Origin of the sequence: Pseudomonas tritici, assembly GCF_014268275.3 — a bacterium.
In the GTDB taxonomy this organism is placed as follows: Bacteria; Pseudomonadota; Gammaproteobacteria; order Pseudomonadales; family Pseudomonadaceae; genus Aquipseudomonas; species Aquipseudomonas tritici.
In genome coordinates, this window is the sequence record NZ_CP077084.1 from 882,777 (window position 1) to 906,707 (window position 23,931).

Consider the following 23,931-nt stretch of genomic DNA (forward strand, 5'->3'; position numbering starts at 1 on the left):
CGCGAAGGTCCTACAGATGAAAAAAATGCTAGTTGTCCATGCCAGTCCCCGGGGCGAACGCTCTCACTCCCGGCGCCTGGCCGAATCGTTCCTGGACGTGTGGCAGGCCGCCAACCCTGGTGCGCAGATCACCCGTCGCGAAGTCGGCCGGGCCTTCATTCCCCACGTCAACGAAGCGTTTGTGGCGGCGAATTTCTACCCCGAACCGCACTCTCTGCCCCGGGTCATGAAAGCTGACCTGCAGCTGAGCGATGAACTGGTCGGCGAGTTGATCGACCATGAAATCCTGGTGATTTCCATGCCCCTGTATAACTTCGGCGTACCCAGCGGTCTCAAGGCTTGGATTGACCAGATCGTGCGCATGGGCCTGACCTTTGACATCACTCAAGACAGCCAAGGTATCGCGCAGTACCAGCCTTTGCTCAAAGGCAAGCGTGCATTGATCATTACTAGCCGAGGCGGTAATGGGTTTGGTCCGGGTGGCGAATATGAATGGATGAACCATGCCGATCCGCACCTGCGCACCGTGCTGGGTTATATCGGTATTGACGATGTGCGGGTGATCGCCGCCGAGGGTGAAGAGTCGGACAAGAGCGTTTTCCTGCGTGCCTGCGAGGAGGCCGAACGCCAGTTGCACGATCTGGCCGGGCATTTTTAAAGAGCCCGCGTGTCACGGATTGGTCATGGTGCGGTCATGTCGATTTATGCAGTGTTGGTCTAGGATGGATTTATCGTACTGAGACCAGGATGTCTGCTCCATGCCCCACTCCCTTGCCACGCGTTATCCCCTGGTGCTGGTGCCTGGCATGCTCGGGTTCGTGCGCCTGGGGCTGTTCCCGTACTGGTACGGTATCGTCCCGGCACTGCGTGCGGGTGGCGCCCAGGTGTATCCCGTGCAGGTGGCACCGCTCGATTCCAGTGAAGTGCGCGGCGAGCAATTGCTGGTGCAGATCGAGCGCATCCGCCGCGAGACCGGGGCCGACAAGGTCAACCTGATCGGCCACAGCCAGGGCTCGCTCACCGCGCGATATGCGGCGGCCAAGCGACCGGAGTGGGTGGCGTCGGTGACGTCGGTGGCTGGGCCTAATCATGGCTCGGAGCTGGCCGACCATATCCACACCCATTATCCCGTCGACGGCGCCAAGGGCCGGATCATGAGCGCGCTGTTTCACCTGGTCGCCTGGGTGATGGGCGTGCTGGAAACCGGCTATCGCGGTCCGCGCTTCAAGGCGGATCTGCAGGCGTCCCATAGGTCCCTGACCAGTGCGGGGGTGGCGCTGTTCAATCAGCAATATCCACAAGGATTGCCCGAGACCTGGGGCGGGCAGGGCGCCGAAGAGGTCAATGGGGTGCGCTATTACTCGTGGTCCGGCACCTTGCAGCCGGGCATCACTGACCGTGGCCGTAACCTGTTCGACGGTACGCACCGCAGTTGCCGTTTGTTCGCCCGCAGCTTTGTGCGGGAAAAGGGCCAGTGCGATGGCATGGTCGGGCGCTACAGCTCACACCTGGGGGTGGTGATCGGTGATGACTACCCCTTGGACCATTTCGATATCGTCAACCAATCGCTGGGTCTGGTGGGTAAGGGGGCCGAGCCTATTCGGTTGTTTGTCGAGCATGCACAAAGGCTTAAGGCTGCTGGGGTGTAACTGTGGGAGCAGGCTGTGTTCAGGCAGTACTGACGGGGGTAGTCCAACGCTCCGACAAAATCACCCCGCCCAACGTCAGCAAGCCGCCCACCAGGTGGTACAGCGCCAACTCTTCCTTCAACACCACCGCTGCAATCAGCGCGGTAATCAACGGCAGCAGGTTGAAAAACAGCGTGGTGCGGCTCGGGCCCAAGGTCTTCACCGAATGCATCCACGCCAGCGGCGCCAGCATCGAGGCCAGCAGGCACGCATACAGCACCAGCGGAATATTCGCCCAGCCAAGGCCGGCTTTTGCCGAGAACAGGAACAGCGGAAACAGCACCACCACGGCCACCAGCACCTGCAAATACAGCAACACCAGTGGTGGCAGGCGCAGTTGCCATTTTTTCAGCAGGGTGCTGTAGACCGCGTAGGCCAGGGTGGCGACCAGCATCATGCCGTCACCCAGGTTGACCCCGTGTTGCAGCAGTGCGCCCAGGCTGCCCGCCGACACCACCACGACTACGCCGGCAAACGACAGCACGGCACCGGTCAATGCGCCGTAGGTCAGGCGCTGGCCAAGGCTGATGATGGCCGCCGTGAGTGCCATCAACGGCATCAGCGACAGAATGATGCCCATATTGGTGGCGGTGGTTAGCGAGGCGGCGTAGTACGCCAGGCTCTGGTACACCGCCATGCCGAGCGCGCCTAGGATGAAGATCTTGCCCAGGTTCGGGCGGATCAACGGCCAGTTGTCAATCACCGGCTTGAGCATGAACGGCGTAAACAGCAGCGCGGCCAGTAACCAGCGGTAAAACCCGATTTCAGCGGGGAAGATCGAACCCACCGCCAGCTTGTTGACCACGGTGTTGCCGGCCCAGATAAAAATGGCCAGCAGGGGATAAGCGTATTGCATCGAAAGAAACCAGGCGTGTTGATGAGGCAGGATTATCCCTTGTCTGGATTGAAGCTTATACTGCGATCCAGACAAATGACCTCTGTATCCAGACAATATGGCCAAGCACAACGTACGCCTTCAGGATTTCCCCCAACTGCCCAGTCCGGTGTACTTCCGCTATTCGGATTTCGCCCCGGACACCGAATGCACCCCACACCAGCATTTCTGGGGCTCGCTGGATTACTCCGCCAGCGGCGTGATGCGCATGGAAGTGGCCGGCAGCCGCTTCATGTCACCGCCGCAATACGCGGTGTGGGTGCCGCCGCACACCGAACACAGTTCCTACAACGCCGAGGCGATTGTCTACCACTCGGTGGGCCTTGCCCCGGAACTCTGCGAGGAACTGCCGCAACAGCCTTGCACCCTGGCCATCAGCGATATCCTCAAGGCCATCCTTCGCGACTTCGCACAGCGCGACGTAAATATGCCGCAGAGCGCATCCGATATCCGCCTGGCCCAAGCGCTGGTGGACCAGCTCAAACAGGCGCCGATCCACGAGTGTTTCCTGCCCTACGCCCGCCACCCAGGGTTGCTCGGCGTATTGGAAGGCATGCAGGCCGACCCCGCAGACAACCGCCCCCTGTCGCATTGGGCCGAGCAGGTACACGTGAGCGAACGCACCCTGGCGCGTCAGTTTGTGCGCGAACTCGGCATGAGCTTTGGTGAATGGCGCCAGCGCCTGCGCTACCTGGCGGCCATCGAAGCCCTCGACAGCGAGCGCAGCGTGCAACATGTGGCATTCGACTTGGGCTACAGCACCGCCTCGGCCTTTATCGCCATGTTCCAACGCCAGGCGGGTTGTACCCCGGAGCAGTATCGGCGGACGCATATACGCAGTCGGTGAAGATGTAACAGGTTTTGACTACACTGCTGGAAGGCCGTGCCCTCCGGCACGGTAACAGGGAGAAAACTCCATGAAGATGCTGCGAATTCCGCTGTTGATGATGGGCCTGCTGCTGTGTTCCCAGGGCTTTGCCGCCACCGCCCAGCAAAACAAAATGACCACCTGCAACGCTGAAGCCTCCACCAAGACGCTCAAGGGCGACGAGCGCAAGGCCTTCATGAAAACCTGCCTGTCGGCCCCGGCGGCCAACGACGCCAAGACCCTGACCCCGCAGCAGCAGAAGATGAAGGATTGCAATGCATCGGCGAAAACCAAGGCGCTGACGGGCGATGCGCGCAAAACCTACATGAGTACTTGCCTGAAAGGCAGCTGAGTGCGCGAATCCCCCTGTGGGAGCGGGCTTGCTCGCGAAAGCAGTTTTTCGTTCAACACATCAGTGACTGAACCACCGCATTCGCGAGCAAGCCCGATCCCACACTGACCGTGTTCACAACACTAAGACCTCTCGCTTGATTTCCCCAAGGCTGGCAGACTGCCCATCCTTTAACGCCGTTCGTTTTTGAGGCTGTATGCCAACGTTTTCTCAGCGTCATGTGTTGTTGCTGGCCAGCTACATCATCATTTTCGGCGGTTTGCTGCTGGTACTGCCGCTCAAATTGCTGCCCAGTCTGCTGGCGGGTCTGTTGGTGTTTGAACTGGTCAACATGCTCACCCCCCAACTGCAACGGCTGATCGAAGGCCGGCGCGCGCGTTGGCTGGCGGTGGCTCTGCTTGGCACACTGATCGTCAGCGTGCTGACCCTGATCTTTGCTGGCGCCATCAGCTTCCTGCTCCACGAAGCGGAAAATCCCGGAGCTTCCCTCGACAAATTCATGGGCGTGGTCGACCGCGCGCGCGGCCAACTGCCGCCGTTTCTCGATGCTTACCTGCCCGCCAGCGCCGCCGAATTCCGCGTGGCCATCGGCGATTGGCTGAGCAAACACCTGAGCGAACTGCAGCTTGTTGGTAAGGATGCCGCGCATATGTTCGTCACCCTGCTGATCGGCATGGTGCTCGGCGCGATCATCGCCTTGCAGCGCGTGCCCGACCTGACCAAACGCAAACCCCTGGCCGCCGCCCTGTTTGATCGCCTGCACTTGCTGGTCCAGGCCTTTCGCAACATTGTTTTCGCCCAGATCAAAATCGCCGCACTCAACACCGCCTTCACCGCCGTGTTCCTCGCCGTGGTGCTGCCGCTGTGCGGGATTCACCTGCCACTGACCAAAACCCTGATCGTGCTCACCTTCCTGCTCGGCTTGCTGCCGGTGATCGGCAACCTGATGTCCAACACCCTGATCACCATCGTCGCGCTGTCGCTGTCGATCTGGGTAGCAGTGGCGGCGTTGGGGTATCTGATTGTTATCCACAAGGTCGAGTACTTCCTCAACGCGCGGATCGTGGGTGGGCAAATCAGTGCCAAATCGTGGGAACTGTTGCTGGCGATGCTGGTGTTTGAAGCCGCGTTTGGTTTGCCGGGGGTGGTGGCGGGGCCGATTTATTATGCGTATTTGAAGAGTGAGCTGAAGCTGGGCGGGATGGTCTAGGAACGCTGTCCAAAGGCTTGGTGTTCGTTGCACTGGCGCTGCTTGCCGGGTGTGCGCCCTCGCATTCCGCATGGGTATCCAGTCGAGATGGCTCGAAAGGCACCCGATGGACTCACATATCCGTACGATCTGCTCCCAATCACCTGGGAAATGCTCGGATTCGTTCTGGTCGCCCGTCAATCAGAACCGAGTGTTTGACCGCGTTGTGGAAGAGGGTCAGGGCAAGCGCTACTACATCACGTGGATACGTGACTGCCGTTATTCCGTTTGGGTGGATGAAAACAGGGTGGTCAAGTCCTGGCGGTATGAGACGGAAAATACCGGAAGTTGCTACATTTTCTAGGTCTGGTGCGCGATGGACGCAGATCAAAATGTGGGAGCGGGCAACCCCCCCACATTAGTCATGCTGTGTTGGCGATAAAGGGGCAGATCAGCAGCCGTATCGCTTGCTCGCCTCAATCGCCAACCCACTGCCGATGCTGCCAAAGATATTCCCTTCCACATGCCGCGCATTCGGCAACATCGCCGAAATGCTGTGACGTAGTGCCGGAATCCCGCTGGAACCGCCGGTAAAGAACACCGTGTCCACCTGCGCCACACTGACCGATGCATCGTTGAGCAACTGCGTGACACTGCCGCGCACGCGCTCCAGCAAGCCATCGATGGCCGACTCGAACAGTGCTCGGCTCAGCGCTACGCTCAGCCCCGGCTCAACCCGGTCCAGCGCAACATGGCGGCTGTCTTCATGGGTCAGCTGGATCTTGGTTTCTTCCACTTCCATCGCCAACCAGTGCCCGGCGCGCTGTTCGATCAGCTTGAACAGGCGATCGATACCACCGGTGTCCTCGATGTCATAGCGCATGCTGCCCAACGCCAGCTGGGATTTCTGCGAGTACACCGAGTTGATGGTGTGCCAGGTGGCCAGGTTCATGTGATGGCTGGTGGGCATGTAGGCGCCACTTTTCATGCGGCTGCCGTAACCGAACAGCGGCATCATGCCTTGCAGGCTCAGTTGCTTGTCGAAGTCGGTACCGCCGATGTGCACGCCGCCGGTGGCGAGGATGTCATCGTGGCGGTTGTCGTTGTGACGACGGTCTGGCGACAGGCGCACCAGCGAGAAGTCTGAAGTACCCCCGCCGATGTCGACGATCAGTACCAGCTCTTCCTTTTCGATGGTGGACTCGTAGTCGAAGGCGGCCGCAATCGGTTCGTACTGGAACGAGATGTCCTTGAAGCCGATCTTGCGCGCAACGTCGACCAGGGTGTTTTCCGCTTCCTGGTCGGCCATCGGGTCGTCATCGACGAAAAACACCGGGCGGCCCAGCACCACTTCTTCGAACTCACGGCCGGCGTTGGCTTCGGCGCGGCTCTTGAGTTGGCCGATAAACAGCGCCAGCAGGTCTGTGAACGGCATCGCCGTGCCGAGCACGCTGGTGTCGTGCTTGATCAGCTTGGAACCCAGCAGGCTCTTGAGCGAGCGCATCAGCCGGCCTTCGTAGTTTTCCAGGTACTCATGCAGGGCCAGGCGGCCGTACACCGGGCGACGCTCCTCGAAGTTGAAGAACACCACCGACGGCAACGTGATCTTGTCGTCCTCCAGCGCGATAAGCGTTTCCATGCCGGGGCGGATCCAGCCGACGGTGGAGTTGGACGTGCCAAAGTCGATGCCGCAGGCACGGGCTGGGGATGGGTTTTTCATGTCTATCGGGTTCCGGTTGAAAAACGGCCGCGCAGTGTATGCCAGTCGAAGGCGGATGCGTAGGCCGACCATCCGTTAAATCGTGCTTGAATCCTGGGGATTTGCCCCCACATCTGCTGCATACGGCAAGTGCCGATAACACTTTGACGCACCCCCAGGCCACAAGACTCAACAAGTGCAAACCAGCGCACGTTGTGCCCCGGGCTGTGCGATCTCGATTGAAGGATGGTGAACCGCCGATGGATTTCAAAGACTATTACAAGATTTTGGGTGTCGAGCCGAGTGCTGATGACAAGGAAATCAAGGCCGCCTATCGCAAGCTTGCACGCAAATATCACCCGGATGTGAGCAAGGAAAAAGACGCTGAAGCCAAGTTCAAGGACGCGTCCGAAGCCTATGAAGCGCTTAAAAGCGCCGATAAGCGCGCGGAATACGACGAGCTGCGCAAATACGGCCAACATGGCCAGCCATTCCAGGGCCCGCCGGGCTGGCAGAGCCGTGGTGGCTATGGCGGTGGTGGCGGCGGTGAGGATTTTTCGGACTTCTTCAGCTCCATCTTCGGCTCGCGCGGCGATGCCTTTGGTGGCGGCCAGCGTCGTCCTGCCGGGCGCAAGGGCCAGGATGTGGAGATGCACCTCACGGTGTCGCTTGAAGAGACGCTGTCGACCGAGTCCAAGCCGATCAGCTTCCAGGTGCCGCACTACGACGCCTCGGGCCGGCATGTGAGCAATACCACCAAGAGCCTGAACGTGAAGATCCCCGCCGGCGTGGCCGACGGTGAGCGCATCCGCCTCAAGGCGCAGGGCGCACCGGGGATCGGCGGCGGGGCCAATGGCGACCTGTACCTGATCATCAAGTTCGCGCCGCACCCCAAATTCGAGGTGGACGGTGAAAACCTGATCATCAACCTGCCGCTGGCACCGTGGGAACTGGCCCTGGGCGCGGAAGTCGCCGTGCCGACACTGACCGGCAAGATCAACCTCAAGGTGCCCGCCGGCAGCCAGAACGGCCAGCGCATGCGCGCCAAGGGCCATGGCCTGTTGAACAAGGCGGGGCAGCGCGGGTACCTGTTCGTGCAGCTCAAGGCGGTAATGCCCAAGAGCAGCGACGATGAGGTGAAGGCGCTGTGGCAGGAACTGGCGCAGAAAGCCGCGTTCAACCCACGCGAGCACTTCTGACACCTGTAGGCGCGAACGTGCTCTGCATCGCAGGCTCGCGCCTACATAGTTAGCCCTCGTCCCCAGGCACCGATCATTAGGCTGATGGCTTTCCCATCAGTCACGGATGATCCGCCATGCCCAACCCGCAACCCCCCGCGTCCGCCAGTATCCACGGCCCCTTTCTCGAACAAAGCATTCCCGACTGGCTGATCAACGCCACCCCCGAACGCCGCGCCACCCTCAAGGAGGCCCGCACCATCGCGCCGGATTGGTACACCCGCGCCACCCCCGCCCAGCGCCTAGCCCTGAACAACCGCGTGCTTGCCAGCTTCAATGCGCAAACCGCGCTGGACAAGGCCGTGGCCTCGCTGCAAAGCGTCGACCAGTTCGCTGAACCCCTATTGCGCAAGGCGTTGCAGGATCAGTTCAACCTGCAGTTGGACGTCAACACCACCTACCTGCACCTGCAAAAGCCGGTGGAGCTGGGCGTGTTCGCCGTCGAGGTCGACCGCTTCGATGTGCTGAAACTGCCGCTGCTGCAGGCTGCGCTGCACAACTTCGAAGAAGCGGAAGCCAAGCCCGGCGCTTTTCATCGGCAATCCGGTTTCCTGCGCGAAACCCAGACCCCAGGCACTTTCGACCCCATCACGACAGCGTTGACCGTGCCCCAATTCATTCACCTGTGCCGCACCCTGGATATCGGCGCGCTCTACCAGGCCTACCTTGAGCGCTTCCTCAAGCCGCAGGACGACCAGGCCCTGCGCCAGGCTTTCATTGCTGCGCAGAAAGCCGCCCTCTCCGTGGCGGCGGACCAGGCGTTGTTGCAGCAGGATATCCGGCCCGCTGACTACCGGATGATCCAGGACGTGATCAACGGTGAACGCCACCCGCGCCTGGGCGGCAAACCGGTGTGGTTCCGCGATCTGGGCATGATGAAAAAACGCCTGACCGGCTGCGTGGTATTTGTGATGAGTGAGCAGTATCGCTACTCGGACGAGCTGATTCTCTATATCCCCAACGACCCCCTTCACCCCCTCAAGCGCTACACCTTCGAAGGCATGCGCGCTGCGTTCAAACAGCATTTCACCGCCCGTGACAACGCTGCCGAAGCCAACGGCAACCCCACTGGCTATCAGCGATTTTTCAGCCAATTCGTCGACTATGCCGATCGCCCGTACTTTTTCAGCCAGTTCACTGAAAACGCGCCTGCCGCCTCCCTGGGCGAGGCGCTGCAACCCTATGCGCCGCTGGCCAATCAGGGGCTCAAGGGCATCAATCCCTTTATCCTGCTCGTCGCCCCGCGTGAATTGCCGCCAGCGCCACCCAGGCCCAAGGTCGCCAACCTGGATCCTTACATTGACGCCAGGGCGCTGTCGCGCAAGGGCCATGGCATCTGGGCAGAGAACATCGACCTGTGGACTTATCTGTTCGAACAGTACCGCGACAAACTGATCAATGACGCACGCAGCCACGCCGTGCCCACTGCCGATGTGGATGCGCGGGTGCGCTCGGAAAAATTCAGTGCGTTGCTCAACATCGGCCTGCTGGTGCTCAACGCCGTGTCGATGTTCGTCCCGGTGCTGGGGGAGGTGATGATGGTCGTGATGGCCGGCCAACTGTTGCACGAGACCTTCACCGGTGTGATCGAATGGAGTGAAGGCGACCGCCGGGCGGCTAAGGCCCATTTGATCGATGTGGCGGAAAACCTCGCGGTGCTGGCATTGATGGTCGCCGGCGGCAAGGCCCTGGCCAAATTGACGGCGGCCAAGGCCGAGCCGGTGATAGAAAACCTGCACCCGGTCAGCCTGCCTGACGGCCAGGTCCGCCTGGGCAAAGCCGACCTGCGTGGCTACGAAAGCCCGGTGCTGCTTGAAGGCTCACCGAATGCCCAGGGCCAGTATTTCAAGGGCGGCAAGACCTACATTCGCCAGGGAGACAAGGCCTATGAGCAGCGCTACGACGCCACTGTGCAACGCTGGCGCATCGCGCACCCCAGCGACGCCAGTGCCTATCAACCGCTGCTCAGCCACAACGGCCAGGGCGCATGGCGCCATAGCCTGGAGCGGCCACTGGCCTGGGACCGCCTGACCCTGCTGCGCCGCATGGGCCACAGCACCCAAGGGTTTACCGATGCGCAATTGCTCAAGGCCGCCGACATCAGCGGCGTCACCGATAACCAACTGCGCCGCATGCACATGGACAACCGGTCACCTGCGCCTGAGTTGACCGACGCAATGCGCCTGATCGAGGCTGACCAAGGCGTGGACCAGGTCATCGAGCAGATCCGGACCGGGCAATCGACCAACGGACGCTACCTGTTCACCTTGCCTCTTATCACCGAACTGCCGCGCTGGCCGCTGGGACGCGTGCTCGAAGTGTTCGACAGCCGTGCATTGACCGGGCGCTCGATCAAGTACGGCTCCGAGCGGTGGTTTGCCGGGATCGAGGCCAAGGCACCGATCCGCATCAGCCGCGCCGACGTGCTCAGCGGCGAACTGCCGACGCGGATTCTCGCCGCACTGAATGAAACGGAAATTACCGCGCTGTTGGGCGGTGAACCGGCGCGCGTGGTGGCCGAGCGACCCACGGAGTTTCGCAAGCAGATCGCCGACTTCGCACGCACCCGCCAGGCGGCAATCTTTGAAAGCCTGTACAACGGCCACGCCGCATCGCACCCGGATATCGCCAAGCTGCAACGGCTCTGCCCAGGCCTCAGCGAGCCGGCTGCGCGTAACGTGATCGAGCTCGCCGACGCTGAGCAACTGGCACGCCTGCACAGCACCGGGCGCATGCCCTTGCCGCTGCTGGAACAAGGCCGTTGGTACGCCCGCCAAGGCCGCCTGGGCCACGCCTACGCCGGATTGCACCTGGAAAACATGGCCGCCGGCGACAGCACGCGCCTGGCCCTGCACGCTCTGCAACGCCTGCCGGGCTGGTCCGATCAACTGCGCCTGGAAGTGCGCGAAGGCAGCATCAGCGGGGCCCTGCTCGATGGCATCGGGAGCGAGACCGCGCCTCAGCGCAAATACCTGGTCAAGCACGGCCCGGTCTACCAGGCCTTCAACGCGCGTGGTGAAAGCCTCAACAGCCTGCCGCGCCATGGCGACAACTTCTATGCCTCGATCATGCACGCCTTGCCCGACGAGGCGCGCCAGGCTCTGGGCATGCCCCAGGTCAGCCAGAGCGCCGACCTGCGCCGCGCGATCATCGACTATGCCTTGGGCCATCGTGGCGAGATGGCCGCACGTCTCGACCGTCACGCCGCCACCCGTCAACGCATCAAGGCGCCGACACGTATCAGCGTCAGCCAGGTGGGCTACCTCGCCAGCGGCCGCGGCAGCGGCGTCGACCCGTCACTGGTCTCGCGGGTGCAGGACCTTTACCCCCAACTCACCGAGCAACAGGCCAACGGGTTCATCCTCGAGCAGCGCCTGGCCGGGCAGAGCGATGCGCAGATCTACGGCCTGCTGCAAGCGCGCACGCGTGAATGGCAAAGCTTGGAGGCCAGCCTCGACCAGTGGGTCGGCCCCCAGCCCCAAGGGCTGCAGTCGTCGTCCTTCGGGTCTAGGGCAGTGGCCGACAGCATCAAAGACTCCTGGCGCAATGCCCCATTGGCCGGCGAAGACCCACGCTACGCGCAGTTGCGCATCATCCATTTCTCCTCGCTGCCGCCGCTGCCTCGGTTGAGCGCCGACTTTTCCCATGTGCGCGACCTGCAACTGGTTACCTCCAGCGCCGATGACTTGCTGGCCCTGTTCCCCAACCTGGAAAAACTGCACATGGCCGGCAGCTCTGACCAGCTAGACAGTGTTTTCGAACACGTGCGCAACCTGCGCCAACTGCGCAGCCTGAGCATTTCGGTGCCGCTGACGCCGCCCATCCTGTCCAGGCTCGGCACCCTGACCCACATCGAGGAGCTGAGCCTGGTGTCGGCGCGCTTCGACGGACCGGCGCTGCCCAGCCCGCCGCTGGATGTGAGCGCATTCAATCACCTGCGTCGCCTGGAAATCATCGACCCCTGGATGAAGCAGTGGCCGACCGGCGTGCTCGACCTGCCGGCCTTGGAACGCCTGAACCTGCGCCAAACCGCCATCGACGCTTTGCCCGGCGGAATCTACGACGGTCATGAACGGCTGTTTGCCGGGTTGTCCCTGGACTGGTCGCGGTTCCCGCGTGAGGTGTTCAAGCCGGCGTATGAGTTTGTCAGTAGCCGCGCTGAACATTTGATGGACCTGGAGGAAATGGTCAGTGACTACTGCCGTGGCGAACTCAAGCGCCTGACCGAGATGGGCCCCCAGTCCCCCGACATCCTGTTCACGCGATTTGCCGAACAATGGCCGGGCGCCGAAACGCGGTTTGCGGCGATTGAGGCGCTGAGTGCGCAATGCCGTGAAATCAATGGCCTGCTGGAGGCCTGGGTGGGCGATTCGATGACGCTGGAGGGTGGCGGCTATGCACGCTCCACCCTGGCCTCCACGCTGAGAACCTGTTGGCGTAATGGCGTCTACCGCCAGTACGGTTCATCCACCGGCGAGCCGAGCCTGGACCGGTTGTACGGGCACATGAGCGACTCCTCGGTGCTGGACCTGCCTTACATGCAATTGGATACGCTGCCGCATCTGCCTGCGGCGGGCTTTAGCCATGTGCGCACCTTGCGCATGCGCAACCTGCGGGTGCCGGCGGATCAGGTCCAGGTGTTTATCCGGGCGTTTCCATCGGTGCAGATGCTCGACCTCAGCGGCAGCGCCCTGACGCAACTGCCGTTTGAAACCCGCGATTTACCAGCCCTTGAACACCTCAACTTGCGTAACAACCCACTGCACAGCTTGGATGTGCGCGGCCTGGAGCGTTTGCAATCACTGAGTCTGCGGGGAACCACACTGACAGCCTGGCCGACCGGCGTCGAACACCTGTCGCAGCTCACCTGGCTGGATTTGCGCAGCAGCCAGCTCACCCGCGTACCAGCCTCGGCCCTGGCCCAGGAGCGCGTGCTGCTCAACGCCAACCTTACCGATACGCCGCTGACACCCGAGGCGCACACCGCGCTGAAGACGGCCATGCACCGGGTAGAGCAAGCGCGTGGCTTGCCCGAAGGTACCTTGCAACGGTTTGCCGAGAATCAGGTGCCCGATCATTTCCCTCCTGCGGAGAGCGGGGGAGCCATTGCCCGACACTTGTTGCCGTTGCTGCCTGCCGAAATCCAAGGCGCATCCCTGGAGCAGCGGCTGCATCGTCTGTGCCCGGCGCTCGACGAGGATGGCGCCGCGCAGTGGCTGGCCAAGTTGCGCGAGGATGGGGTTGGCGATGCCCAACTGCATCAGCGTGTCGATGCCTGGAACCGTGACTTCGAAGACCTGACGCGGCGCTTGAATGGCTGGATGTACCTGCGCGAAACCCGGGGCATCGATTGGACTCGCGGGGGCAACTGGATCCTGTCGGCACAAAGTCGTGGCATGGCGGCGCGGCGCATCATGGCCTGCTGGCGCGACGGCATCCTGGCCTGCTGGCGCGACGGCATCCTGGCCTGGAGTCGCGAGGCCGATAGCGTGTTGACCCTCAACGGGTTGCAACTCGGCGACTTGCCACCACTGCCGGTATCACTTGCCCACGTTGGCACCCTGGACCTCAGCGGTGTGCGCGTCACCGAGCTGGGTTCCAACGGCTTCTTGAGCGCGTTCCCCCAACTGCACGTGTTGGAACTCAGCGGCAACGGCTTGCAACTGCTGCCCGAGCCGGTGGGTGCGATGAGCCAGTTGGAACGCCTGGAACTGGGTAGCAACAGCCTCGCCGACCCCGAGCCTTTGTATCGCACATTGGCAAACCTGACCCAGTTGCAATGGCTGGACCTGAGCTACAACAACTTGGAAACCTTCAGTGTCGACAACCTGCACACGCTGCACACCCTGGACCTGCGCAACAACCGCCTGGTGCAGTGGCCAGACGGCGTGTTGACCGCCCCGAACCTGCGCAGCCTGAACCTCAGTGACAATGAAATCTCGTTGATCCCCGATCATGCGCTCAATGGTCAGCACGATACGTTGCTCGATGGGGTCGACCTGTCCGACAACGTGAGTTTGTCCCTCGACAGCCTTGAGCGCCTGCGCGACTACTTGGTGGCTGGTCGGCGCGATCGCGCGCTGGGGCTTACGCGTAGCGATATCGAGCAACTGCTGCACGATCTGGACAGCGATACCGAAGACGCCAATGGCAACAGTGGCGTAGAGGAAGACGAAGATATCGTCGAGGCCCAGGGTGAGTCGCCACAACGCGCCGCATGGCTGGAAAATATCGACCCCGACGCCGTACAGGGCCACATCGAGCTGTGGGAGCAGTTGCACGCCGAGCCAGATAACCAGGCCTTCTTCCACCTGCTTGCGCGGTTGCAGGACACCCTGGAGTTTCGCGTGGCCCGCGCCGACCTGACGCGACGGGTGTGGGACGTGGTAAGCGCCGCCGCCGGCAACAGCCAGTTGCGGGAGATCCTGTTCGCCATGGCCAACACCCACGGCACCTGTATCGACGGGCGCATCCTCACGTTCAGCGGCATTGAGGTCAAGGTGTATGAATACAATGCGTTGCTCGGCCTGGACCCCGAACGTCTGGACTTGAAGGGCCAGGCGCTGTTGAACCTGTCGCGCCAGCTGTTTCGCCTGGGCAAGGTCGAGGCGTTGGCGACTACCGAGGGCTCTGTGGATATGGCAGAGAGGCGCCTGGAGTACCGCATAGGCCTGACTGACGGCTGGCCGGATGGCCTGGTGTTGCCCGCTCAACCCCGCCACATGTCGTATGGGCGGCCAATTGCTGGCGAGCTGCTCAATGAAGCCCGGGCCGAAATACTGCGCCTGGAGGGCACCGATGCGTTCTACGAGGACCTGATCAGCCGCGACTACTGGGTGCAGTACCTGACGGAGCGATACCCCGATGAGTTCAACACCCTGAGCCAGATCACCACGCGCCGGCGCAGCAGCCTTGAGGCCGCTCACGAGCAGATCGACGAAGCCTACGGCGAGGCTGCCAACGCGCTTGAAATCGAGCTGTCCACCCAGCGCAATCAGAAACTGATCGAGCTGTCCCGCCGCGAGACCGGCGCCTGATAGCTATCTACCGCTGAACCTGCCTGCGGGCGTGGTGTGCTGTGACTCTTACATTAACTGGAGAGACACCATGCCCGCAGGCACCCCCCCGGCCGCCCAGACCGAGCCGCTCACGGCTGAATATGCGCTGATCAAACAGAACACGCCGCAGTGGTTGATCAAGGCCGCCGCACCCACTCGCGAGGCGTTCAAGAGCGCCTCCACCCAGCCCCTGGAGTGGCTCGTAAGCCTTCCGGACGACCAGCGCCAGCAGCTCAAGCGCTACAACGAGGCCAGCGCCGACTCGCAAAATGCCTTGGACCAGGCCATGGCGCCGTTGCAGACGGTCGAGGCGTTCGCCAAACCCATACTGGCCGAACGGCTCAAGAAAACGTTCAACATCGAACTGGATCTGGACACCACCTGGCTGCACCTGCGCAAACCGATTGCCCTGGGCGCGCTGGAAATCAAGATCGGTGAATATTCCGTGCTCAAGCTCACCCTGCTGCAGGCCGCCTTGCACAACTTTGAAGAGCGCGAGTGCGTGGAGGGTGCCTTTGACAGGTCATCGGGCTTACGCGTCGGCGATGCGGACAACAGCGCAGCAGTCACCTCCTCGATGTCTGTAGAACGCTTGCTGCGGTTCTGTCGCGCCGTCGACATTGGCGACCTGTACCAGCGCCATCTCAAGGCATTCTTCGACAGCAACGAAGCGACGCTGCGGCCATTGGTGATCCGCGCCGAAAAAGATGCGCTGCAGGCGGCGGCCTACCTGGCCCTGCTGCAGCAGGACATTGGCCCTGGCGATTATGCTGTGATCGAAGCAGTGCTCGCCGGCCACCGCGATGTGCAGCAAGGCGGTAAGCCGGTGTGGTTCAGCGACCTGAGCATCATGGGCCTGCGCCTGAGCGGCTGCACCGTGTTCGTGCCGGTGGACAAGTACCAGTATTCCTCTGAAGTACTGGTCTACCTGCCCCATGATCCCGTGCACCCGCTGAAAAAATACCCCAACTCCCATGCCCTGGAAGGCGAGTTGACGCGCCAGTTGATGGCCGCCGACAGCAAGGGGCCTGGCCGCTACCCGCGCTATTTCGCGCAGTTCCTGGCCTATGCCGACCAGCCGGTATTTTACAGTCGCTTGACCCAGGAGGGCAGCACCACCAAGGCTCAGATCCTGTCGACTGTCGGTTCGGCCATCAACCAATACGTGCTGCCCTTTGTGTCGGCCACCGTGTCGATCCTGCTCGCGCCCAAAGAGCTGCCGCCCAAGTCGCCGGCCCCCCGGGAGCCGATCAAGGACCCGAATTTCTACATCCGGGTGATTTCAAAGCGCGGCCTGTGGGAAGAAAACGTCGCACTGTGGGAGCACAACGCCGACCGGCTGCGTGACAAGCTGATCGCCGATGCCCGCCAGCACGCGGTACCCACCGCGGATGTGGATGCGCGTGCGCGGGCCCGCAAGATCGCCGCGCTTGAGCAGGCGGGTCTGTTCGGGCTGAACCTGGTGTCGATGTTCGTGCCGGTGTTGGGCGAGGTGATGCTCGGGGTGATGGCCGGGCAACTGCTATATGAGACCTTTGACGGCGCAATCGAATGGAGCGAAGGCGATCGCGAAGCCGCGGTCGGGCATATCACTGACGTCGCGGAAAATCTTGCGCAGATGGCGCTGATGGCCGGCGGTGGCGCAGTGCTCGGGCGTGTACTGCGCCCGCCGCCGGTGATCGAAAACCTCAAGCCGGTGACCTTGCCGTCCGGTGAGCAGAAACTGTGGAAAAACGACCTGACACCCTACAAGGCCAACGTCGAGCTGCCCCCCGACGCGCGATCCGATGAACTGGGCCTGTATCACCATGAAGGCCAGGCGCTGCTGCCGCTGGAAGGCGAGCATTATGCGGTGCAGCACGACCCGCATAATGGCGAGTACCGTATCCAGCATCCCACGCGGCCGGACGCCTATGCGCCGGGGCTTGAGCACAACCAAGAGGGCGCCTGGCACCACGAAGGTGAAGCACCGTTGACCTGGGATGACGCGACCGTACGGCGTCGCCTTGGCTATTCGAGCGATGCCGTGCAGTTGGCGCAAGTCAGCAGCGGGATTGATACCGACGTGTTGCGCGCCGCCCACGTGGACCATGAGTCCGTCCCGTTATTGCTTGCCGATAGCCTGCAGCGTATTGCCATCCACCGCGAAATGACGGGCTTTATCGAGCAACTCGCCAGTGCCGAGCCTGCGGTGTACGCCAAGGCCGATGTGGCTTTGCAGATGCACCTGATGCAGCGCCGTGGCCTGCTTTCCGGTGCGCCGAAGCTGCGCGTGATGGACCGCGCCGGCAAGGTGCTATGGGACGACCCGACGGCCAGCACCCTCAAACGCCATGTGGTGGTGCTCAGCCCGACGCATCTGGCGCGTGGCGAGGCCCTCGATCAGTTGCTATTCAGCCTGGAAGGTTACCCTGACGTCTTAAAGGAAATGCCCGGTTCGTCCGCCGACGCCCTGGCATCCCGCGCCGGCAAACTACGCAGCTATCTCGCGCAAAGCGCCGAAACTATCAAGGCCGCGCTGGTCGAGGAACGCTATACGGCTCGCACCCGTAGCGCCGACCCCGATGTGCAGCGCCTGCTTGCCGAGCATCGCAGCCTGCCGTCGGCCATCGCCTCGCGGGTACTGGAGCGCTTGAGCCCTGAAGAACGCCAGTTGTTTCGCGACAGCGAACGCTTGCCCGAGCCATTGGCCGAACAGGTACGCTGGTACGAACAAGAAACCCGCGCCGCGCGCGCCTATGAGGGGGTGCTGCTGGGTACCCCCAGCGATCTTGACAGCCAGCGCCTGGCCCTGCGCACCCTTGAAACCCTGCCCGGCTGGCGCCGGGGTACGCGCGTGGAACTGCGCTACCACTCGGCCCAAGGCAAGGTGCTGGATGCCATCGGCTCCCCGGACCATGGCGCAGCGCGCAGCCTGGTGCTTGATGAACACGGGGATTTCTACACGGCGGCCTGGCAATTGTTGTCGGCCAGCGAACGGCAAAACCTGGGAATCGCCGACAGCGCCCAGCTCAAGGCTGCGATCCAGCGAAAGCCATTGCCACGGGCGGCATTACGCACGGTGCTGCTGGATAATCCGATCCGCAAACCGGCCTATGATCCGTCGTTGCGCCTGTTGGGTGGCGGGCGCGGTCTGCAGCAACTGGTGACCTCGACCACCAACGTGTTTCGCACCCCCGAGGCGCGGGTACGGCGCCTGTATCCGACCTTCGGCGACGCCGATGTAGGGGCCTTCATCCAGAACCTGGGGCCTGATGTACGTGGCAGCCTGTCGCGCCTGGAAAGCGAATATGCCAGCCTTGAGCACGACCTCAAAAGCTGGGTGCGTACCCACGCCCCGCAAATGACGGCCACGGCCTTTGATCGACGGGGAGGGTATGTGGGCAACCTGGCGAACCAGATCAAGCGCTGCTGGCGCCGGGAAACCGGACGCAGCCTGCACATCAGCGGCAGTGAAGGCCTGCCGCTGCCGGCCTTGAGCGCCGATTTCAGCCATGTCGACGAACTCGAACTGACCCGTATCGCCTGGGCACCCTCAGGGCAGCGGTTCCTGGCCAATTTCCCCCGGCTCAAGCATCTGCGTATGGCCGAGGCCAGCCTCAACGAACTGCCTGAGTCGATCACGGCCATGGGTGACCTGACCCACTTATGGTTGCGATCCAATAACGTGTGCCTGACCGTTGAAAGTGCGCAGAGACTGGCTGGCATGCGTGCGTTGGAAACCCTCGACCTATCCGGCAACCCGCTGGGCATCACGCCGGATGTCAGCGGCATGCCGCATTTGAAAAACCTCGACCTGAGCCATACCAGCATCACCCAGTGGCCCCGGGGCCTGCGCGATCAGGCGGCCTTGCAACGCCTGGACCTGAGCCACAATTGGTTGAGGAACATACCACCCGAGCACTTGAACCCGCCCGCTGAGGACCTCGAGCGCATTGCCCGCATCAACGGCGTGACCGTGATGCTCGGCAATCCGTTTTCCCTCGAGACGGCTGCCGAACTCGACCAGTATTGGCGCCGCCTCAAGCGACGTGAACCGGCACTGCCTGACAGCGGCATCGACGATGCATTTGCCATCGAGACGCCGCAGATCGCCCAGGTGCGGCGCATGTACCCCCACTACAGCATTGCCCAGGCCCGGGACTATATCTGGGCCTTGGGGGAAGACGCCGCGCAGCAGTTGCAACAACGCGAAGTCGAGTTCATCGGCTTGAACCAGCAACTCAACGGTTGGGCGTTTTCCGGCACCAATGAAAATGCCCGCGCGCCCAATACCTATGTGCGGGCCTATCAACGCCGGCTCAACGCCGATGTACAGATCGATCGTTTCGAAGCCAAGAGTCGTATCCTCAACTGCTGGCGGCGGGCAACCGCGCAGAAACTGGCGAGTGACGGCACCCCCATCGGCCTGGAGCTCGACCTCAGCGGCTTGAACCTGCCGGCCCTGCCGGAGCTGGAAGCCGATTTCGGTCATGTGGGGTCGCTGAAGCTGAACAACATGAACCTGACCGTTTCTCCTGAGCAGTTCCTGTCGCGCTTTCGCGGCGTGCGCTGGTTGGACCTGTCCAACAACCGCCTTCGCGAACTGCCGCCGGCCTTGGGCGAGATGCATGGGTTGACGCGGTTGTTCCTGCAGAAAAACCTGATCCGCCTGACCCCTGAGAGCGCGCAGATCCTGGCGCAGCGCACCACGCTGCGTGCGTTATGGATGGACAACAATCCACTGGGCCTGACCCCGGATTTCAGCTTGATAACCGATATGCGCTCCCTGAGTCTGGACGCTACCGGCATTGACACCTGGCCCACCGGCCTGGGGGCGCAACCGGCGCTGGATAAGATCAACCTGCGCAGTAATAGGCTCACCAACATTCCCGACTCGGTGATCGCGCCACCGGACGATCAGTTGGCGCAATCGGCACGCCTCAACAACATCACCAATGTCACCGATAACTCCTTCACTGCCGAGACGTTGGCGCGCGTGAACACCTATAGCGAGCGCCTGCACGAGGCCGGGATCACGCAAGGTAGTGACATCAACTTATTGGTGATGACTGCCAGGACCTCGGGCGCAAGTTTCCGTATGGCGCCGACCGTGGATGCACGGATCCAGCGTTGGACCCGTGGGCTGTCCGCCGAGCAAATCGCGGCGCGCCAGCAGCAGTGGCTGGCGTTGCGCGAGCAAGAAGGTTCGGATGGATTTTTCCAGATGCTCGACGACCTGATCAGGCCCGAGGGTGACGGCGATGAGCTGCAACAGCGGGTGTGGGAGGTGATCGATACCATCACCGAGAACACGGCTGAATCCCATGCACTGCGCCAGGAGATGTTCGACTGGGCCGGGCGCGCTGCGTGTTGTGATCGTGCGGCCTTGTCGTTCAGCAACCTGGAAATCAGGGCCATGGTGTATCGGGCACGCGCCTTGGCGACCGATGAAACCCAGGGGGCGGCGCTGATCAAGTTGTCCAGGGGCCTGTTGCGCCTGGACGAAGTGGAAAAAACCGCCCTGGCCGATATCGAGGCACGCAAGGCGCGCATCAACAACGCAAAGGGCTTGTCCGCCAGCCAGAAGCAACGCCAGATCGACCTGCTCGAAGAGGTGGAAATTCGACTGGCCTATCGCATGGGGCTCAAGGGGCCGGAGGCGCCCGGCGCCAAGCAACTGGACCTGCCTGGCCAGCCGCACATCGCACGGTTTACCAACATGGTCGGGGTCAGCCAGGCGACGCTAGATGCCACCTACGACCGGATCATCCAGCTCAACGAGTCGCCGCAGGAATTCCAGGCCTTGATGTCGCGGGAGTTCTGGCAGGACTACGTGACCCACAAATACCGTACGCAATTCGGTGCCCAGAGCCTGCCATACCAGGAACGTTTAGCGCAGCTGCGTGACAGGGTCGATGCGGGCACGCTGTCCGAGGGCAACTACGAGGCCCGGGCCAAGGACATGCAGGCGCAACTGGCGATCGAGGAAGCGAGCTTGATGGAGCGCCTGAGTCGCCAGGAAATCGCCGAATACCTGATGCCCCATGGCGAGATTCAAACCTTGGCCGAACCCTCGCTGGTGTTGCGGCTTTCCGAGGCCGAGAAGATCGAGTACGAGGGCAAGCCTTACTTCATCGCCAGTCTGCCTGATGCCGGTGATGGGCTGCACTATGTGTTGCGCGTCCAGGACCCGAAGAATCCGTTTGTATTGGTCAGCGCCGGTATCGTCGCCAAGCCGGACATAGCCGGTGCCTGGAAGCGCAGGGGCTTGTCGGGGGGAATGAAAGCGGACGTTCCCGACGACGAGTTCGAATTGGCTTCGGAATCAATGCAGGTCAAACCCTACACCCGTGCCGAGTTGGATTTCATGCGGCATGAAACCCACTTCATCAACCTGGACAACCGCCTGGGCACGTATAACCGTGCCAATAACGGCAAGTACCCTTTAAGGGATTACCAGGGCCGGCCGATTCGCATTCGAGGCTTGGAGAGTCGGGTTACAACCGCTGAGGGCCATCGCTATAGCTCGGCGCAAATCAAACCCTACATCCAATTCGAAGGCTATGAGCGCGTCGCGGCGCTGTATGACGAAAAGCTGCAATTGCGCACCTTTACCGCCGAGGATGTGAAGGTGCCCGGTGAACGGGGGTTGATCGGCCAGTCCATGGTGGTGGCGAATCGGCGAATTGCAAAAGGTGAAATCCTCGGGGTTTACGGGGGGACGATTCTCCCTCGTGGGCTCGTTGCGGACGCAAGCAGCACCTTTGGCATGGTCGTTGGCCACACCAAGGCACCGGAAGTCGAGCCGATCACGCTGGTGGGTGACAACATTATTTCCAGGATGAACACCCACTTTGAATACGACGCCGACGGCAAACCCATACGCCAGGCAGAAGGGGGATATAACGTCGAAGTGGTGCCTTTCCGGGCCGAAGCGGTGTATGCAACCAGCCGCTCCGGTGCCCGCGAGGCGTTTTCGTTGAATGCCGCGTTTGCGACCGAAGACATTCCGGCGGGCGTCGAACTGCGCTGGGATTATCAGTACACCGACGGCATGATAAAAAACCAATTCTCCTGAGCAGATGATGGGCAACGGTGAGTGTCACTCGCACATGTACGCCCTCGGCGAGGGGCGCATCAACACCCTGTGCTCCGTTATCCACCCGCTCATGGGGGGCTCAGAACAGGAAGTAACGCTGCGCCATCGGCAGCACCTCGGCCGGTTCGCACCACAGCAGTACGCCGTCGGCCTTGACCTGATAGGTCTGCGGGTCGACCTCGATGTCAGGCAAGTAATCGTTGTGGATCAGGTCGGTTTTCTGCACCGAGCGGCAACCCTTGACCACGGCGATCTGCTTTTTCAGGCCCAGGGCTTCGGGCAATCCGGCGTCCTGGGCGGCCTGGCTGATAAAGGTCAGGCTGGTAGCGTGCAGGGAGCTGCCGAAGCTGGCGAACATCGGGCGGTAGTGCACCGGTTGTGGCGTCGGGATTGAGGCGTTGGCGTCGCCCATCAGGCTCGAGGCAATCGCGCCGCCCTTGAGGATCAGTGTCGGCTTGACCCCGAAAAAAGCTGGGCGCCACAGCACCAGGTCGGCCCATTTGCCGACTTCGATAGACCCGACGATATGGCTCACGCCGTGGGTGATCGCCGGGTTGATGGTGTACTTGGCGATGTAGCGCTTGATGCGGAAATTGTCGTTGCCCGGGCCATCGCCAGGCAGGGCGCCGCGCTGGCGTTTCATCTTGTCGGCGGTCTGCCAGGTGCGCGTGATCACCTCGCCGACACGGCCCATGGCCTGGCTGTCGGAGCTGATCATCGAGAACGCGCCGAGGTCGTGCAGGATGTCTTCGGCGGCGATGGTTTCGCGGCGGATGCGGCTTTCCGCGAAGGCTACGTCTTCGGCAATGCTCGGGTCCAGGTGATGGCAGACCATCAGCATGTCCAGGTGTTCGTCGATGGTATTGCGTGTGAACGGCCGCGTCGGGTTGGTGGAGCTGGGGAGCACGTTGGCGAAGCCGCAGGCCTTGATGATATCCGGCGCGTGCCCCCCACCGGCACCCTCGGTGTGGTAGGTGTGGATGGTGCGGCCCTTGAGCGCGGCCAGGGTGGTTTCAACGAAGCCGGATTCGTTGAGGGTGTCGCTGTGGATCGCTACCTGCACGTCGTATTGGTCGGCGACGCTCAGGCAGTTGTCGATGCTCGCGGGTGTGGTGCCCCAGTCTTCGTGCAGCTTCAAACCGATGGCGCCGGCCTTGACCTGTTCGATCAACGGCTCCGGCAGGCTGGCGTTGCCCTTGCCGGTAAAACCGATGTTCATCGGGAACGAATCGCTGGCCTGGAGCATGCGCGCCAAGTGCCAGGGGCCGGAGGTGCAGGTGGTGGCGTTTGTGCCCGTGGCCGGCCCCGTGCCGCCGCCGATCATGGTGGTGACGCCGCTGGTCAGCGCTTCTTCGATCTGCTGCGGGCAGATGAAATGCACGTGGCTGTCGATGCCGCCGGCGGTGAGGATCATGCCCTCACCGGCGATCACTTCGGTACTGGCGCCGATGGCCATGGTCACGCCGGGCTGGATGTCCGGGTTGCCGGCTTTGCCGATGGCGTGGATGCGCCCGTTCTTCAGGCCGACATCGGCCTTGACGATGCCCCAGTGGTCGATGATCAGCGCGTTGGTGATCAGCGTGTCGACGACTTCATGGGCGAGTAATTGGCTTTGACCCTGACCGTCGCGGATGACCTTGCCGCCGCCGAATTTGACTTCTTCGCCGTAGACGGTGAAGTCCTGTTCGACTTCGAGGAACAGGTCAGTGTCGGCCAGGCGGACTTTGTCACCGACGGTGGGGCCGTACATGTCGGCGTAGGCTTGTCTGGAGATCTTCATGTGTCTGCCCTGAAATATTTGTGTTGAATGTGAAATAGCTATCGCAGGCAAGCCAGCTCCCACATGGGACTGTGTTCACACAT

The 23,931-nt window shown here is 62.0% G+C and carries 11 protein-coding genes; 8 read left to right on the forward strand and 3 right to left on the reverse strand.

Annotated elements, in window-relative coordinates; genetic code table 11:
* Positions 1–16 precede the first annotated feature (16 nt).
* Together HU722_RS03770 and HU722_RS03775 are read left to right on the forward strand one after the other, a co-directional pair.
* The gene (locus HU722_RS03770) at positions 17–658 is read left to right on the forward strand and encodes an FMN-dependent NADH-azoreductase (protein ID WP_065874323.1); all 642 of its coding nucleotides are present in this window, start codon (positions 17–19) and stop codon (positions 656–658) included.
* A 100-nt stretch (positions 659–758) separates the two neighbouring features.
* Positions 759–1,649 (forward strand): esterase/lipase family protein, encoded by an 891-nt coding sequence (locus HU722_RS03775; RefSeq protein ID WP_065874322.1) that lies wholly within the window; start codon positions 759–761, stop codon positions 1,647–1,649.
* Positions 1,650–1,668: 19 nt separating this feature from the next.
* Here the strand turns inward: HU722_RS03775 and HU722_RS03780 are convergent, their stop codons facing one another.
* Complete coding sequence (locus HU722_RS03780) at positions 1,669–2,544, reverse strand: DMT family transporter (protein WP_065889080.1); 876 nt, start codon at positions 2,542–2,544, stop codon at positions 1,669–1,671.
* A 97-nt stretch (positions 2,545–2,641) separates the two neighbouring features.
* Between HU722_RS03780 and HU722_RS03785 the strand changes: the two genes are divergently transcribed.
* The 3 genes from HU722_RS03785 (at position 2,642) to HU722_RS03795 (ending at position 5,013) form a co-directional block, all read left to right on the forward strand.
* Complete coding sequence (locus HU722_RS03785; RefSeq protein WP_065889078.1) at positions 2,642–3,430, forward strand: AraC family transcriptional regulator; 789 nt, start codon at positions 2,642–2,644, stop codon at positions 3,428–3,430.
* A gap of 70 nt (positions 3,431–3,500) precedes the next feature.
* Positions 3,501–3,803 carry a PsiF family protein gene (locus tag HU722_RS03790; RefSeq protein WP_065874319.1) on the forward strand — a complete coding sequence of 101 codons (303 nt, stop codon included), beginning with the start codon at positions 3,501–3,503 and terminating at the stop codon, positions 3,801–3,803.
* A 196-nt stretch (positions 3,804–3,999) separates the two neighbouring features.
* Positions 4,000–5,013, forward strand: coding sequence for an AI-2E family transporter (locus tag HU722_RS03795; protein ID WP_065874318.1), 1,014 nt, complete (start codon positions 4,000–4,002; stop codon positions 5,011–5,013).
* Between the two features lie 430 nt (positions 5,014–5,443).
* On the opposite strand, the gene HU722_RS03800 is transcribed toward HU722_RS03795, so the two are convergent.
* Entirely contained in the window at positions 5,444–6,712 is a 1,269-nt protein-coding gene (locus HU722_RS03800) for an Hsp70 family protein (protein ID WP_186754648.1), read from the reverse strand.
* A gap of 239 nt (positions 6,713–6,951) precedes the next feature.
* Here HU722_RS03800 and HU722_RS03805 point away from each other — a divergent pair, with 239 nt between their 5' ends.
* The 3 genes from HU722_RS03805 to HU722_RS03815 all read left to right on the forward strand — a co-directional run bounded on the left by HU722_RS03805 (position 6,952) and on the right by HU722_RS03815 (position 22,047).
* Entirely contained in the window at positions 6,952–7,890 is a 939-nt protein-coding gene (locus tag HU722_RS03805) for a DnaJ C-terminal domain-containing protein (protein WP_065874317.1), read from the forward strand.
* A gap of 116 nt (positions 7,891–8,006) precedes the next feature.
* The gene (locus tag HU722_RS03810; RefSeq protein ID WP_186754650.1) at positions 8,007–14,966 is read left to right on the forward strand and encodes a dermonecrotic toxin domain-containing protein; all 6,960 of its coding nucleotides are present in this window, start codon (positions 8,007–8,009) and stop codon (positions 14,964–14,966) included.
* A 70-nt stretch (positions 14,967–15,036) separates the two neighbouring features.
* Positions 15,037–22,047, forward strand: coding sequence for an NEL-type E3 ubiquitin ligase domain-containing protein (locus HU722_RS03815; RefSeq protein ID WP_065889074.1), 7,011 nt, complete (start codon positions 15,037–15,039; stop codon positions 22,045–22,047).
* 100 nt (positions 22,048–22,147) lie between these two features.
* Here the strand turns inward: HU722_RS03815 and ureC are convergent, their stop codons facing one another.
* Positions 22,148–23,848 (reverse strand): urease subunit alpha, encoded by a 1,701-nt coding sequence (ureC, locus tag HU722_RS03820; RefSeq protein ID WP_065874314.1) that lies wholly within the window; start codon positions 23,846–23,848, stop codon positions 22,148–22,150.
* Between the last annotated feature and the right edge of the window lie 83 nt (positions 23,849–23,931).